Genomic DNA, 14,518 nt, shown 5'->3' on the forward strand with positions numbered 1-14,518 from the left:
GAGCAGAATACGATGACTATATTGGCCTTTTGGGCAAAGGTTTGTTTTTACGTGGGGGTTGTGTCTCAGTGAAGCCATCCCCATTACAGCCAACGAAAACCTCTATCCCGGATACCGCGCTCAAGGTGAGCGATTTGAGCTGGGTTATCGAGGGGAAAACCATTCTTGCGGATATTAGTTTTGCTTTGCAAACCGGCCAGATGCTGGGGCTTATTGGCCCTAACGGTGCGGGCAAGTCGAGTCTGCTGCGTTGTATTTACCGCTTTGTACGCCCAACCCATGGCAGTATTAGTCTTTTTAATCAAAATATTGAGCAACTATCGCCCAAGGCGTTCGCCTGCAAAGTTGCCGTTGTACAGCAGGATACTCCCCATTATTTTGATATGACGACCGAGCAATTGGTGGCGATGGGATTAACGCCCCATAAGGGCATGTTCGACACCAATTCTAGCGATGACAGGCAAAAGATCGTTAAGGCACTGGAAAAGGTGGGACTAAGCCAAAAACTGCACCAACAGTATGAGCGTTTGTCCGGCGGCGAAAAACAGCGTGCCCTTATCGCCCGCGCCATAGTCCAGCAGCCACAGTTACTGATTTTAGATGAGCCCACCAATCATCTCGATGTGCGTTATCAGATCCAAATCCTCGAATTAGTCAGGAGTCTTGGTATTAGCGTGTTAGCGTCAATCCACGATCTCAATTTAGCCAGCGCCCTGTGTGACCGTTTGCTATTGCTCGATAAGGGTTCAGTGAGTGCCATGGGTACACCGACCGAAGTGTTAACCGAGGCCCGTATCGCCGATGTATTCGGTGTCTGTGCTCAGGTATCGAGCCATCCACAACATGGCAATCCTTTGATTAGTTACTTTTATGGTTATCAAACGAAGCAGACCTTAGACGGGGCGCAAACACCCGAACTTTACCCCTGCGGACTTGAGGGGGATAAATGAAGCACGCAATGACACATATGCTCGGCAGTATGGTTAATCGCATTTTGACACCGTTAACACAACAGCAATGGTTGATCCTAGGATTCGTGGTCCTAGGGATATTAACGCCAATCGCCGCGGCGAGTTTTGGGGCGGCGACTATTGGTTTTTTAGATGTATTGCATGTGTTTATCACTAAGTTACCCCAGAGCTTTGGCACTCTTAATCCAACGAATGTGAATGGCATCACAGAGCGCATTGTGATGGAACTCAGGCTGCCACGAATTTTACTCGCCTTTGTGGCGGGGGCGGGGTTGTCTCTGGCGGGGAGTGTGCTGCAAACCGTGACCCGCAATCCACTGGCCGATCCCTATTTATTCGGTATTAGTTCGGGCGCCTCCTTTGGCGCTGTCGTGATGCTCACTCTCTTCACAGGATCTGGTTTATTTGGGAGTGTCGGGGTTGTTGTCAATACGGGGATCTTCAGTGGTTCTGGGGTATTTGCAGGTTTACTGTGGTTTAGCTTGCCCTTTGGCGCCTTTATTGGCGCCAGTTTATCTGTGCTGATTGTGCTTGCCTTGTCGGGGCTTGGGCTCAACAGCCAAGTGGAGCGCATGTTGCTTTCCGGTGTGGCGACCTCTTTTATGTTTGGCGCTTTAACCAGTTTGCTGCTGTATTTTGCTAGCCCACAGGCTACGGCATCGGTGCTGTTTTGGAGCTTAGGCAGTTTTGCTAAGGCCAGTTGGCCGCTGTTGATTTTACCGACCTTAGTGGTCGGTGCGAGTCTGCTGATCATTTTAGGCATGAAACGGCAGATCATGGCATTGCAGGCCGGGGATGAAACCGCCCATACCTTAGGGGTGAATGTGCCCAAATTGCGACTCAATATGCTGTTACTTTGCTCTTTAATTACGGCGATTTTAGTCGCTACCTGTGGCGGGATTGGCTTTGTCGGATTGATGATCCCCCACTCGGTGCGCTTATTATTCCCCGGCCGCCAGCCCATAGTGTTAACCGCCTTGGTGGGGGGATTATTTATGGTGTGGATAGATGTACTCGCCCGTTGTGTGCTCGGTAATCAAGAGTTACCCGTGGGCATTATCACCGCCGCGATAGGCAGTTTTTTCTTTTTGCTTATTCTGCGTCGGCGAAAAGTGACCAGTTAATTTAATGCTTAAGACGTATGGAAAATCGGCGTGGGATGCGTCGTAGTGATTCAATTTGGATTGGCAAGTGGAGTGTGAATGTCTCAATCAGCCGTTTCGTTTCAAATAAGCCCTGTGAGCAAAGTACAAGATCAGATAATTCAACAGAAAATAGACCTTAAGACTAAGCCGCCCGGCGCCCTCGGCCAGCTCGAATCCTTAGCATTGCAAATTGCCCGCATACAAGGGCCGCAGCAATTGCAGATAGTAAAACCGACCATGTTGGTATTTGCGGGCGATCATGGTATTGCCGCAGAAGGGGTGTCGATTGCGCCTAGCGAAGTGACCCGCCAAATGGTGCAAAACTTTGCCCACGGCGGCGCGGCGATCAATGTGTTCTGCCGTCAGCTGGGGTTTACGCTCGAAGTGATTGACTGCGGTATGTTAACGCCGGTTGAAGGTGTTGAAGGCATTATCGATCAGCGCCTTGGTGCTGGGACAGGCGCCATTCACTTAGAGCCCGCTATGGCGCTTGAAACCGTAGATAAGGGCTTTGCCATGGCGCGGCAGTTAATCGAACGCCACCACCAAGGGGGCTGTAATTTGGTCGCCTTTGGCGAGATGGGCATAGGTAACACTTCTGCTGCCTCTGCCATTATGGCGGCAGTCATGCAACTCGATGTGGCCGCTTGCGTTGGCCGTGGTACGGGCATTAATAGCGAAACCTTAGCGCGTAAATTGATTCTGGTCGAACTCGCGCTGCTATTGCATCAAAGCGCGCTGACAGGACCCAAACAAGTGCTCGCCTGCCTCGGTGGCTTTGAAATAGTGCAGATGACCGGGGCCATGTTGGCCGCCGCCGAACGTAATATGCTGGTGGTTGTGGACGGTTTTATCGCCACAGCCGCGGCATTAGTCGCAGTGCAAATTGACCCCAAAGTACGTGATTATTTGATTTTTGCCCATCAGTCCGAGGAGCAAGGGCATCAGCGTATGTTAGCCTATTTACAGGCTAAGCCTTTGTTATCCCTTGGTCTGAGATTAGGTGAGGGGACTGGGGCCGCCTTGGCATTGCCGCTGATCCAAGCCGCAGTAAATTTTTACAATCAAATGGCGAGTTTTAGTGATGCAGGTATTGAGGCTGTTGTATGATGTGCGCTGCTAAGTTGCTTATTTAAAATAATAACTTTTAGCCAACCGTTTTAACCTTAAACCTTGCAGCAAGTGTTAATTCACTAAGGATGCTTTATGTCAGAACGCGAAAGCTGGCACAAAGAGATAGATTTGTTTTTAGTTGCCATGGGCTATTTTACCCGCATTCCTATGCCCAAATGGGTCGAAGTCGATGCCGACAAACTCAATAAAGCCAGCCGTTACTTTGGTTTAGTGGGTTTGCTGGTAGGACTGTTGAGTGCCATTGTATTTTGGCTGACGCAAAACTGGTTGCCCGCCGGGGTGTCTGTGCTCCTCGCCATGGTGACCGGCGTTTTGCTTACCGGCGGATTTCACGAGGATGGCTTAGCCGACACCTTCGATGGTTTCGGTGGCGGTTGGACGGCGGAAGACAAGCTGCGGATTATGAAGGACTCGCGCCTTGGTAGTTATGGTGCTTTGGCCTTGATGTTAGTCCTGATGCTCAAGTGGCAATTATTAGTAGAATTAGCACTCTATGACCCAGTGGTCGCTGGGTCGGCGATGATTGTCGCTCACACTGTGAGCCGCGTGGTCGCCGCGAGTATTATCTTTACCGAAAAATATGTGCGTGACGATGAGACCAGCAAGTCTAAGCCATTATCGCAACATCAAGGCATTAATGAGTTATTTATCCTAGTTGCCAGCGGTGTGTTGGTGTTGCTTTTCCTCAAGGGCTTAGCCGCACTGTCCCTATTATTAGTGATGATAGGTTTGCGTCGATTATTTGTGGTTATTTTTAGACGCCAGATTGGCGGTTATACGGGGGATACCCTAGGTGCAGCGCAGCAAATATCTGAAATAGTGTGTTATTTCGTGCTGCTGGTTGTGGGTAGCATACTGTGATCCATTTAGTGCTAGGCGGCGCCCGTAGCGGCAAGAGCCGTTACGGTGAAGCCTTAGTGCGCCAGTATACGACCTTAGGATTCGATGCCTGCTATGTGGCGACAGCGCAGGCATTGGATGCCGAAATGGCTAGCCGCATTCATTTGCATCAGGATGGACGCGCCAAGGATGATATCGACTGGCAACTCATCGAAGAGCCCTTGGCATTAACCGCCCAGCTAACAGGTTTAGCTAAACCGGGTCGCGTGATTCTGGTGGATTGCTTAACACTTTGGTTAACCAATCAATTACTCGCCGCCAGTTCCGAGGACGAACCAGCCTCGACCGAAGCGGATTTTGCCGTCGATTTTGCAACATCAGTCTCAAAACGCGATGCCTTAGCCCATTGGCGCCAGGAAAAAAACGCCTTTGTCGATGGATTAAATACCCTTGAAGGTGTGGTGATTTTAATCAGTAATGAAGTTGGCTCTGGCATTGTGCCCTTAGGGGAACTCAGTCGCCAATTTGTCGACGAGGCGGGGTGGCTCAATCAAGCCGTTGCGGCGGTAGCGGACAATGTGACCTTAGTGGTGGCGGGTTTACCGCTGGTGCTTAAATCGAGTTAGTAGATTTTATCCTGTGCCGCTTTAGCGTTTAGTTCGTATTAAAAGATGATCCGTTTATCGTATTTTCCTCTATTGAGCGATGTGCTTGCCCATGCATTCAAACAAAGCGCCCGATCCCACGGCAACCGATAAAGCGTCAACGTCGACCTTGCCTCAAACACTGCCCCAAGGCGCCAAGGTATTAATGGTGCAGGGCACAACCTCGGATGCGGGTAAAAGCACGCTGGTGGCGGGGATTTGTCGTTTACTCGCCCGTGAGGGGATTAAGGTGGCGCCCTTTAAGCCGCAAAATATGGCACTCAATAGCGCAGTGACAATCGATGGCGGCGAGATTGGCCGAGCACAGGCGCTGCAAGCTGCGGCCTGTTATCTTGCGCCCCATACGGATTTTAATCCTATTCTGCTTAAGCCTAGCTCAGATACGGGCGCGCAGATTATTGTGCAGGGTAAAGCGTTAACGACGCTCGAAGCCTCGGCCTTTTTTGGACCTCAATCTAAAGATTACAAAGCCATGGCACTCGGCGCTGTGCTGGAGTCCTTCGCGCGCTTACGAACTCAATACCACACCATAGTGGTCGAAGGCGCGGGCAGCCCGGCTGAAATTAATCTGCGTGAAGGTGATATTGCCAATATGGGGTTTGCCGAAGCGGTGGATTGCCCTGTGATCATCATTGCCGATATCGATAAAGGCGGCGTATTTGCCCATTTGGTGGGCACCTTAGCGCTGTTATCCGAGTCGGAACAGGCGCGGGTAAAGGGCTTTGTGATCAATCGTTTTCGGGGCGATATTAGCCTGTTGCAATCAGGGCTCGACTGGCTCGAAGCCTATACCCAAAAGCCGGTATTAGGTGTACTGCCTTACCTGCATGATCTGCATTTAGATGCCGAAGATGCGCTGATAGATTCGCCCAATAAGCAGTCGAAGAGTCGCTTTAAGGTGCGGGTATTAGTATATCCACGCACCAGCAATCATACGGATTTTGATCCGCTTAGGCTGCATCCCGATATTGATTTTGACTATGTGTCACTGCAGACTCAGACGTTAGCTCAGACGCAAGATATTGCCGCCGATTTATTGATCCTGCCCGGCAGTAAAAATGTACGAGCCGATTTGGCCTTTTTGCGCGAGCAGGGTTGGGATCAGCAGCTTGCCAAGCATTTGCGCTATGGCGGTAAAGTGCTGGGGATTTGCGGTGGTTATCAAATGCTGGGCGAAACCATTGCCGATCCCTTAGGGATTGAAGACGTCTTAGGCACTAGTCAAGGATTGGAATATTTACCCATTACCACCGAATTTAAGGCGGAAAAACAGTTACGTAGCGTCGCAGGTGATCTGAAACTGCTAGGGCAGACAGTTACAGTAAAAGGTTATGAGATCCACTGTGGTGAGTCCCAGTATCTAGGCTCAAGTATCGCCGACAGACCAGCCCCATTATGGTTGAGAAGTGAGAACTGCCTTGACGAACGGGTGGATATGCCTTTTGCCGATGGCTGTTTAAGTGAGGACGGACAAGTGTTAGGCACCTATTTGCATGGACTATTCGATAGCCCTGATGCCTGCCAGTTGCTTCTGCAATGGGCGGGATTAAACGATGCTAAAGCAATCGATATCAATCAGATACGAGAACAACAACTGGATCGTTTGGCCGATGTATTAGCCGAACACTTAGACTTACCACAATTACAGACAATCTTAACCGCATCAGTTAAGCCGTAGGATGAACATCAGACCATGACAACAACAAACGATAATGACCAGGCGCAATTAAAGGCCGAACGCCACAGGGCTCGCCAGCAGAAAGTGAAAGCGAGTGTGGATGCTAAAATTGCCGCCGCCCAGGATGAAAAAGGCATTCTGTTAGTCTTAACGGGCAATGGCAAAGGCAAGTCGACTTCAGGTTTTGGCACTGTTGCCCGCGCCGTTGGCCATGGCAAAAAAGCCGCTGTGGTGCAGTTTATTAAAGGTACTTGGGAGTGCGGTGAGCGTAATCTGCTCGAAGGTGCTGGAGTCGAATTTCATGTGATGGGCACCGGATTCACCTGGGAAACCCAAGATAAAGAAAAAGATACCGCAGCCGCCTTAGTGGCGTGGGAAGCCGCCGAAAAACTGCTGCAGGATGAGTCTATCGATTGTCTTATGCTCGATGAGCTGACCTATATGGTGAGTTACCATTACTTGGATGTAGAGCGGGTACTTAACGCACTTAAAAATCGCCCGCCCATGCAGCATGTGATTATCACTGGCCGCGCCTGCCACCGTGCGATAATCGAGCTTGCCGATACCGTCAGCGAGGTCAACCCCATAAAACATGCCTTTGAGGCAGGAATAAAGGCGCAGCCTGGATTTGATTATTAAAATCAATGTTTTATCGTTATAACCATAAAGTGACATTCCCCATATCCATATGGGGCTGATATAAAAGGGCGGCCATGCCGTCCTGTTGCAACAATGACAATCCTAACTAGCCCTTTCGCTGTTCGTTTAGCTAGAAAGCTATTGCCCCAAAGTGTGTTTCGTATTTTGAATGCTTTAATCAAAATCAAAGTCGTGGGGCTTCACCCCACACCCGACCAAGGAGGACTGCTCGTCCTATCAAAAACGTCCATGTTAAATAGCCAGCTCGATATCCATATCTCGCGCTCAAAGCGGCCGTAGGCCTTCGCCCTTGGATGCTCCAAGACGCCCCTAACGGAGTTGAAAGCCCCTTGTGCTCATTGCCAAATTTGCTATCGCTTTCGAAGGATGCGCTTTACATCCATGTAAAGCTCCCCAGTTCGGCAGTCCCAGCCTCTCGCCCATAAGCACGAAAATCACCGATTTTCATTCGCCCCTGCACCTGCGAAAGCTAGTCGGTCATCCATGACCGAACTCACGCACTCTTTATTAAATCAAGAGCTCTATTCGCCCTGCGGCAACTCCGAGGGGAGGTGTATTCCTTGGAGTTTTGAGTCGTTAGATAGCGATTCATCAGAAAAAATAAGCGCAAAAATGAGAAAGCTAAAACGATATCAAGTGATTACCCATCAAACTGTATAAAAAACCGCTACCGCAAAAAAACAAATTCCTATAGCATCATTCATACCCATTTACACGGATGTGGCAGCGGCCATATTTGAGATTTAGTGAACAAGTGATTTATGCCCTGCAAACAGCGCATAAATACTAAGACGTTATATTTATGAAGGAACCTAATGAATAATACTGTACTTTTTGGTAATGGAATAAATCGTGTTTCTCATAATCCTGTTAGTTGGGAGGATTTGTTAGATACCATAAAAGGCTCAAATGTTTTTGATAATGGTAACCTACCAAACACTATGGTTTATGAGCGCATTTTCATGCAACAGCATGTGGCTATTGAGAGTCAAAAGGCTGATGAACTCAAAATCAAAAACCAGATAGCTGAAGCAATGCATTCTCAAGGTTCAAATGAAGTATTTGAATTACTAGCCTCATTGGATGTAGAGCATTATTTAACTACAAATTATGACTATGCTTTTGAGAAAACGTTAAGTTCTTCCCCTGAAAGATTGAGTACAGAAGAAGTATATAGCACCCGAAGAAAGAGGAAGTATTCAACTAGCAGTGGTAATAAATATCTATGGAATATTCACGGTGAAATAGAGCACCCTAAGTCAATAATGTTAGGCTTGGATCATTATTGTGGTTCCGTAAGCAAGATCGACTCTTACGTTAAGGGCACTTATAAACACACTGTGGAAAGTAAAATCGTCGACGTAGCTTCTATGCAAGAAAAACTAAAATCTCAATCCTATTGTTTAACCTCATGGATTGACCTGTTTTTTTCTAGCAATGTCCATATTGTTGGTCTCTCTTTAGACTATAGTGAAACCGATCTTTGGTGGGTACTTAATAAGCGAGCTCGCTTTGCTGCAGATGGATTTGTTTCCAATAAGATATACTTTTACACTAACCAAATGGATGAAGAGAAAATGGGACTTTTAAAGTCTTTTAATGTTGAGGTTGTAATTACAGATGTAATAAATAATGACTACATTGGTATGTATAAATCATCTATAAGTAAAATACAGAGTAAGCCTAAAAGGGAATCAGCAGCATAAATATAAGGCGCTCAAACGGACTCCGTAAAACTGTCACCTTTTTGGTAGTGTTCAAATTTTTGTGTCATTTCTTTAAGCTATACCAAAAAGAGATTATTTATAAAATCCTTTAACGTCTGTACCGACAGCTTTTTACCATCGAGATTGGGCATAGGGGCCTCAAGGATGATGCGATGAATAAACGTATTGTGATCTGTGCCGATGGCACTTGGAATCGGCCCGAGAAAGATCTTAAGGTCGATTTCCCCACCAATGTGCTGCGTCTGGCGAGGGCCATTAGCCCGATTGCGGCAGATGGCAAACCTCAGCAAGTGTTTTACGATTGGGGTGTCGGCTCCTATTACGATGAAGTGATCGGCGGCGCGACGGGGCGTGGACTGCATAAAAACATCATGGACGGTTACCGCTATCTAGTGCAAAACTACTCACCCGGCGATGAGATTTATCTCTTCGGCTTTAGCCGCGGCGCCTACACAGTGCGCTGTTTGTGTGGCCTTATCAATAACTGCGGCATCCTTAAACGTCCCGATGCTCGGCTTATCCAGCAAGCCTTTGACCATTATAAAAAAAGCAGCGCTCCCTTTGCCCCAGACGGTGAGAAATCCCTCGCATTTAGAGCCCAATACAGTCATGAATCGCGGGAGATTAAGTTTGTTGGCGTGTGGGACACGGTTGGCGCCATGGGGATCCCGATTTCCTTCCTCGGGTTATTTGAAGATAAAGACGAGTTTTACGACACTAAAATCGGCCGTAATGTACGCATTGCTCGCCATGCTTTGGCGATAGATGAGCATCGCAGCGACTTTGAACCCACGATTTGGCAACTGCGCGACAATATGGATATGCAGCAAGTATGGTTTGCGGGGGCCCATAGCAATATTGGCGGTAGCTATAAACCCGACAGGGACGGTTCCTTGTTGTCGGATAATGCGCTCGGGTGGATGATCGCCGAGGCGCAGCGATTCAATTTGGGCCTTGAGACCCATTTACAGGCGAGCTTGCGTCCCAATCCTTTGGCGACTCTACATGATTCACGGCGTAATTTTTATCGAATAAAGCAGGCTTATTTACGTCCGCTCGACCCCAGTAAGGCGCCAATATTATTGCATCGCTCGGTAAAAGATCGTTGGGAGCAGGACCCTCAATATCGGCCCAAAAATCTGCAAGCTTATCTTGATCGCTATGACTGGCCGACTGAGCTAATCAATTAACTACTTAAGGAATGATATGTATAAACAAGGCGTTATTGGGCTATTTTTCGGGCTATCTCTGTTGTGTTCGACTACTGTGTTGGCCCAGCCAGCTAAACGCATTATTGCCCTCTCGCCCCATGCGGTTGAAATGCTCTATGCCATAGGCGCAGGGGAGGCGATAGTTGCCACCACCGATTTTGCCGATTATCCCGAAGCTGCTAAGAACATTCCCCGTATTGGCGGTTATTACGGTATTCAAATGGAGCGAGTGTTAGAGCTTAATCCCGATCTTATTGTGGTGTGGGATTCTGGCAATAAGGCCGAAGATATTCAGCAATTGAAGACGCTGGGCTTTACGCTTTATGGGAGCGATCCTAAAACCTTAGAAGGAGTTGCCAAGGAGCTTGAGGAGTTAGGCCAATTAACGGGACATATGGAAGAGGCGAGTAAAGCGGCCGCAGCATATCGCGCACAGCTTATGGCATTACGCCTTGAAAATGCTAAAAAAACTGAGCCTAAAGTATTTTACCAACTCTGGTCGACACCTTTGATGACAGTCTCTAAAAACAGTTGGATCCAGCAGATTATCGATGTGTGCCATGGGCAAAATGTGTTTTATGCTGCCGATAGTGATTATCCGCAGGTGAGTCTAGAAAATGTGTTACTGACAATGCCCGAGGTGATTTTGCAAAGCCAAGAGGAAGGTAATGTGAAGGGAATTGATTGGAGCCAATGGCCCGAGATCCCTGCGGTTAAAAAACAACAGATCTTTCAAATTAATGCCGATCTATTGCACCGCGCGACCCCCAGAGCCTTACTCGGTGTTCAAGCCCTATGTGATGCCTTGGATAAGGCGCGTTAATCAGCAATTGTTATAGGACTAGGATTAAGGGGACAAGATGTCTGCGCAAACCAATGTGGAAGTGACGGTGAGTGATATGGGGTCATTAGTATTCGTGTGTGGCAAAATGGGCGCAGGTAAATCAACGCTATCGCGACAACTTGCCGAGGCCGAAAACTGCATTTTAATCTCTGAAGACGAATGGTTGGCGGCGCTATATCCCGATGAGATTAACGATTTTGATGCTTACCTGAGCTATTCAGCTCGCCTTAAACCTTTGCTTAAAAAGCATGTGCAGGAACTACTCTGTTCGGGTGTGTCTGTGGTGATGGACTTTCCTGCTAATACTGTTAATCAACGCCTGTGGTTTCGAAGCATTTTTACCGATAGTGGCGCCGCTCATAAACTTATTTACCTTAACCACAGCGATGCGCTTTGTTTGAGCCAACTCGATAAGCGCAGACAGAGCCACCCTGAGCGCGCCATGTTCGATACCGAGGCGATGTTTTGGCATGTGAGCGGTTATTTTCAGCCGCCGACTATGGCTGAAGGCTTTGATCTTGAAGTGATAGAAAGCTAAGTGACTGAATAAAAACAATAGGGAATATCATGTATCAAGTGCTTGAAGACGTTGCCTCCGCAAATGATTTTATCCGTTTACGACAGATTTCGGGGTTAAGCCCTCGACCATTGGCGGGCGCCATTAAAGCCTTGCCTAGGAGTTTATATGGCGTGCAGATAAAGCTCGCCGAGCGAACTGTGGGTATGGGGCGTGTGGTTGGAGACGGTGCGCTGAACTTTGAAATTGTCGATATCGCGGTCGATCCCGAGCACCAAGGCAAAGGTTTGGGGCGGCTGATTATGCAGCACATTATGGCTTATCTAGATCGTGAGGCTTTTGAAGGCGCGTATATTACCTTGATGGCCGATGTACCTGAACTCTATGAAAAATTTGGCTTTAAATTCAGTCGTCCCGCAAGTGAAGGCATGTATATGGTGAAATAACGCCGCTAACCAATACATTTTTAACTCAAGTTCCCGTAGCAGCACTCGCAGCAGTCGAACTTAAACAGCAGAACTCGAACAACAATCAAAGGAAGCTTAATCTATGAATACCTTACTTATTTGCTTATTTATCGCCATGTTATTACCCTATCTCGCCAAAGGCCCCGTCGCTTGGGCAATGGCAAAGGCGGGCGGTTATGACAATAACCATCCCCGCGCCCAGCAGGCACAGTTAACCGGGTTTGGTGCCCGCGCCTTAGCGGGACATCAGAATGCCTTCGAGTCGCTGTTGGTATTCGGCATTGCGGTATTAGTGGTTATCGCGACGGGCAAAGTGGATCCCACCGTCGAGTGGCTTGCGATCACCCATGTCGCGGCCCGTTTTGTGTATCACATTTTGTACCTTGCCAATAAGGGCACCTTAAGATCCCTTGCATGGTTTGTCGCCATCTTCAGCGCCTTTGGGATTTTCTTCCGGGCATTTTAAACGTCAAAAAATCAAACTGATGATTTTATCGCCGATATTCTGACGTTACTTAAGCTAAGCATAATTTATTGGCGTTCACTAAACTCCGTCAAATATGGTGGCTTTTAACGTCTTTCGTATTGATTTTTGGCGTTTTGAGCATTGATTCGTTTTGAAACTACTAAAGTGATGATATATAAGGATTTTGATTTATTCTATCCTATTGAAATTAGTTGATTATTTGACGATTTTAAGCCAGTAAATTGACAGTTTTCTTTACTAAAAACCTCAGTTATAGTCAGGCTGTTGATACACTTTTTGAGGTTTAGAAATCATGTTACGTCCGCTGATCTTCGGTGTAGTTGCTGCTGCATCTTGGTTTATTTACCAAGATGTTTCCGCTTACTTTGGTGTTGAAACAATTGATAAGTCATTTATTGCGACCGTGGAGCATAAGGTTGAAGAGCGAAAAGCCAAAGCTGCCAGCGAGCAGTATGCCCAGCAAGCAAAGATAAATGTTGCAGATTGCAACATAACAAAGACATGTGTTAACTGAGTCCTATCGCTCTCCCGTCTTAAAGAGACTGAGTGATTTCAAGAGACTGAGTGATTTCAAGAGACTAAGTGATTTCGTGGTCGTTCTTTAGGAGCTGGAGCTTTAGGACGGTGGCACAGTTAACGTTACTTTTGTTTAAAAAGGCATAGCATTTAAAAAGGCATAGGCTTGTCTACCTTAAGGGAACCTATGCCCAATTCAATGGGAACAATAGTGGCCGCATTATTGTACCGTATAGCCTTTGCCTGTTAAGCAGGCTGCGTTGGCCTTTTCAAATTCGGCGGCGGAGGCCGTTGGGGCTGCGGCAGGAGCTGGAGCTGGGGCAGTTTGTGGCTGTTCGGTCTTGGTTGCAGCCGCATTTTTCTCGGCGCGGCGATTACTCGATCTTTGTCCTACCAGTCCAACGACGGCCCCCGCAGCGGCGGCATCACTCTTATCATTATCCGTAATTGCCGCGGCACCTGAGGCGATGGCGGCTCCCTTAAGCGCTCCCCCCCTTTGTTTTTCGGTTGTTGCTGTTGTTGTTGCTGTTGCTGTTGATTCAGTGGCTACGGGTGCTGGGGTTGCTGGCGCCGCCGCTGTCGCCGCAGCGGGATCGTACCCTGTTTGTGCTATTGCCCAAGCAATACAAGCTTCTTCATCTGCTTTTTGTGTTTCTGGTGTTTGTCCTTGTGCAGGGAAAACGTACTGAGCACCGTAGCAAATTGGGCTGATAGTGACTGCAGCGATAACGGCGAAGGATAAAAAGTGTTTCATTATGCGCTCCTGGGTATTAAAGGCTGATTATAAAAAGCGAAATTAAGCCATTCGACGGATCTAAATATCAAACTCGTGCAATCAGTTTAGTCGTTTTAGGCTAATGTCGATAAAAATTTGGTCGCTGAGGGGGAAAGAGCTTAAGGGCAGCTAAGCCTCGGACGGTCGCTATCCATGATAGTGCTTAATTGGGTTAATCTCTGTGGATTTCTGATAGCCATTCTTACCAAAAATGGGATGTCTGAGCTTTTTTTTTTCCTGGATGCTCGAACGTGGCATCTGCTGTATAAGACGTACTAATGTCGCGATCACAGGATGTGAAAAAGCGGCCATGCCACCAACGATCACTTCTATGATTGTGCTTAATTTGGTTACTCCCTGTGTATTTTTGATAGCAGATTTTTATTTAAAATTTATGGCTGTCCGCTCTTTTGCTTTAATCCGCTTTATTGAAACTGGAATAAGTTGATGTATTTCAAATATAAAAATCAAAGTCGTGGGGCTTCACCCCACACCCGACCAAAAGAGGAAAAACGCTTGTTCCCCTTTTGGATATCCCCCGGCGTCCCTAGCGAAGTTACATGCATTGATTAGTGGCTTCGTGCTTATTCGAAAATAGCTAACGCTTCCGATGGTACATCCCCTATTAATTAAATAAAGAATCCGAAAGCTAACTCAGCATCCATGCCAAGCTCACGTTATTTTCTTCAACGCCCTTTAGCAACTTCGCAAGGGATGGTGTATTCCTTAAACTCTGGTGTTAATGGTCAATGATTAAGGCATAAAAGTTATGCCTGTCCGCAATTTTTATTCTTCTACCTCATTGATAATTTGGTATTTGAACCTAGAGCATAATCGCCAACGGTAGGCGAGTTATAGTAGCCATTATATTGATCCAATAA

At 47.4% G+C, this 14,518-nt stretch carries 15 protein-coding genes; 14 read left to right on the top strand and 1 reads right to left on the bottom strand.

Annotated features, from left to right (window positions below; all coding sequences use genetic code 11):
• Positions 1-68: 68 nt before the first annotated feature.
• The 14 genes from COW15_RS06505 (at position 69) to COW15_RS06570 (ending at position 12,860) form a co-directional block, all read left to right on the top strand.
• On the top strand, positions 69-950 hold the full coding sequence (locus tag COW15_RS06505; RefSeq protein WP_293631090.1) for an ABC transporter ATP-binding protein: 882 nt from the start codon (positions 69-71) through the stop codon (positions 948-950).
• Positions 947-2,095 (top strand): iron ABC transporter permease, encoded by a 1,149-nt coding sequence (locus COW15_RS06510; RefSeq protein ID WP_293631091.1) that lies wholly within the window; start codon positions 947-949, stop codon positions 2,093-2,095. The genes COW15_RS06505 and COW15_RS06510 overlap by 4 nt, the downstream gene beginning before the upstream one ends.
• 78 nt (positions 2,096-2,173) lie before the next feature.
• Positions 2,174-3,226 carry a nicotinate-nucleotide--dimethylbenzimidazole phosphoribosyltransferase gene (cobT, locus tag COW15_RS06515; protein ID WP_293631092.1) on the top strand — a complete coding sequence of 351 codons (1,053 nt, stop codon included), beginning with the start codon at positions 2,174-2,176 and terminating at the stop codon, positions 3,224-3,226.
• A 96-nt stretch (positions 3,227-3,322) separates the two neighbouring features.
• Positions 3,323-4,111: an adenosylcobinamide-GDP ribazoletransferase gene (locus tag COW15_RS06520; protein ID WP_293631093.1), complete on the top strand. Its 789-nt coding sequence runs from the start codon at positions 3,323-3,325 to the stop codon at positions 4,109-4,111.
• Positions 4,108-4,716, top strand: coding sequence for a bifunctional adenosylcobinamide kinase/adenosylcobinamide-phosphate guanylyltransferase (gene cobU, locus COW15_RS06525; RefSeq protein ID WP_293631094.1), 609 nt, complete (start codon positions 4,108-4,110; stop codon positions 4,714-4,716). Before COW15_RS06520 ends, cobU begins: the two co-directional genes overlap by 4 nt.
• 184 nt (positions 4,717-4,900) lie before the next feature.
• The gene (locus COW15_RS06530; RefSeq protein ID WP_293631105.1) at positions 4,901-6,433 is read left to right on the top strand and encodes a cobyric acid synthase; all 1,533 of its coding nucleotides are present in this window, start codon (positions 4,901-4,903) and stop codon (positions 6,431-6,433) included.
• Positions 6,434-6,448: 15 nt separating this feature from the next.
• Complete coding sequence (gene cobO / locus COW15_RS06535) at positions 6,449-7,072, top strand: cob(I)yrinic acid a,c-diamide adenosyltransferase (RefSeq protein ID WP_293631095.1); 624 nt, start codon at positions 6,449-6,451, stop codon at positions 7,070-7,072.
• A gap of 836 nt (positions 7,073-7,908) precedes the next feature.
• On the top strand, positions 7,909-8,799 hold the full coding sequence (locus COW15_RS06540; RefSeq protein ID WP_293631096.1) for an SIR2 family protein: 891 nt from the start codon (positions 7,909-7,911) through the stop codon (positions 8,797-8,799).
• A 173-nt stretch (positions 8,800-8,972) separates the two neighbouring features.
• Positions 8,973-10,010 carry a DUF2235 domain-containing protein gene (locus COW15_RS06545; protein WP_293631097.1) on the top strand — a complete coding sequence of 346 codons (1,038 nt, stop codon included), beginning with the start codon at positions 8,973-8,975 and terminating at the stop codon, positions 10,008-10,010.
• Between the two features lie 16 nt (positions 10,011-10,026).
• Positions 10,027-10,854, top strand: coding sequence for a cobalamin-binding protein (locus COW15_RS06550; RefSeq protein WP_293631098.1), 828 nt, complete (start codon positions 10,027-10,029; stop codon positions 10,852-10,854).
• A gap of 37 nt (positions 10,855-10,891) precedes the next feature.
• Positions 10,892-11,413, top strand: a complete 522-nt coding sequence (locus COW15_RS06555; protein WP_293631099.1) for an ATP-binding protein — start codon at positions 10,892-10,894, stop codon at positions 11,411-11,413.
• A gap of 29 nt (positions 11,414-11,442) precedes the next feature.
• On the top strand, positions 11,443-11,838 hold the full coding sequence (locus COW15_RS06560; protein WP_293631100.1) for a GNAT family N-acetyltransferase: 396 nt from the start codon (positions 11,443-11,445) through the stop codon (positions 11,836-11,838).
• 103 nt (positions 11,839-11,941) lie between these two features.
• On the top strand, positions 11,942-12,325 hold the full coding sequence (locus tag COW15_RS06565; RefSeq protein WP_293631101.1) for an MAPEG family protein: 384 nt from the start codon (positions 11,942-11,944) through the stop codon (positions 12,323-12,325).
• Positions 12,326-12,638: 313 nt separating this feature from the next.
• Positions 12,639-12,860 carry a hypothetical protein gene (locus COW15_RS06570; protein WP_293631102.1) on the top strand — a complete coding sequence of 74 codons (222 nt, stop codon included), beginning with the start codon at positions 12,639-12,641 and terminating at the stop codon, positions 12,858-12,860.
• A gap of 222 nt (positions 12,861-13,082) precedes the next feature.
• Here COW15_RS06570 and COW15_RS06575 read toward each other — a convergent pair whose 3' ends face one another.
• Positions 13,083-13,616 carry a hypothetical protein gene (locus COW15_RS06575; RefSeq protein ID WP_293631103.1) on the bottom strand — a complete coding sequence of 178 codons (534 nt, stop codon included), beginning with the start codon at positions 13,614-13,616 and terminating at the stop codon, positions 13,083-13,085.
• Between the last annotated feature and the right edge of the window lie 902 nt (positions 13,617-14,518).

The sequence above is a fragment of the Shewanella sp. CG12_big_fil_rev_8_21_14_0_65_47_15 genome (genome assembly GCF_002783505.1).
Lineage (GTDB): Bacteria > Pseudomonadota > Gammaproteobacteria > Enterobacterales > Shewanellaceae > Shewanella.

What these genes read in the sequence shown, in the direction of transcription:
- COW15_RS06510 (WP_293631091.1), top strand. Translation starts at nt 947, where the DNA reads ATGAAGCACGCAATGACACATATGCTCGGCAGTATGGTTAATCGCATT.
- cobT (WP_293631092.1), top strand. Translation starts at nt 2,174, where the DNA reads ATGTCTCAATCAGCCGTTTCGTTTCAAATAAGCCCTGTGAGCAAAGTA.
- COW15_RS06520 (WP_293631093.1), top strand. Translation starts at nt 3,323, where the DNA reads ATGTCAGAACGCGAAAGCTGGCACAAAGAGATAGATTTGTTTTTAGTT.
- COW15_RS06530 (WP_293631105.1), top strand. Translation starts at nt 4,901, where the DNA reads ATGGTGCAGGGCACAACCTCGGATGCGGGTAAAAGCACGCTGGTGGCG.
- cobO (WP_293631095.1), top strand. Translation starts at nt 6,449, where the DNA reads ATGACAACAACAAACGATAATGACCAGGCGCAATTAAAGGCCGAACGC.
- COW15_RS06540 (WP_293631096.1), top strand. Translation starts at nt 7,909, where the DNA reads ATGAATAATACTGTACTTTTTGGTAATGGAATAAATCGTGTTTCTCAT.
- COW15_RS06545 (WP_293631097.1), top strand. Translation starts at nt 8,973, where the DNA reads ATGAATAAACGTATTGTGATCTGTGCCGATGGCACTTGGAATCGGCCC.
- COW15_RS06550 (WP_293631098.1), top strand. Translation starts at nt 10,027, where the DNA reads ATGTATAAACAAGGCGTTATTGGGCTATTTTTCGGGCTATCTCTGTTG.
- COW15_RS06555 (WP_293631099.1), top strand. Translation starts at nt 10,892, where the DNA reads ATGTCTGCGCAAACCAATGTGGAAGTGACGGTGAGTGATATGGGGTCA.
- COW15_RS06560 (WP_293631100.1), top strand. Translation starts at nt 11,443, where the DNA reads ATGTATCAAGTGCTTGAAGACGTTGCCTCCGCAAATGATTTTATCCGT.
- COW15_RS06565 (WP_293631101.1), top strand. Translation starts at nt 11,942, where the DNA reads ATGAATACCTTACTTATTTGCTTATTTATCGCCATGTTATTACCCTAT.
- COW15_RS06570 (WP_293631102.1), top strand. Translation starts at nt 12,639, where the DNA reads ATGTTACGTCCGCTGATCTTCGGTGTAGTTGCTGCTGCATCTTGGTTT.
- COW15_RS06575 (WP_293631103.1), bottom strand. Translation starts at nt 13,616, where the DNA reads ATGAAACACTTTTTATCCTTCGCCGTTATCGCTGCAGTCACTATCAGC.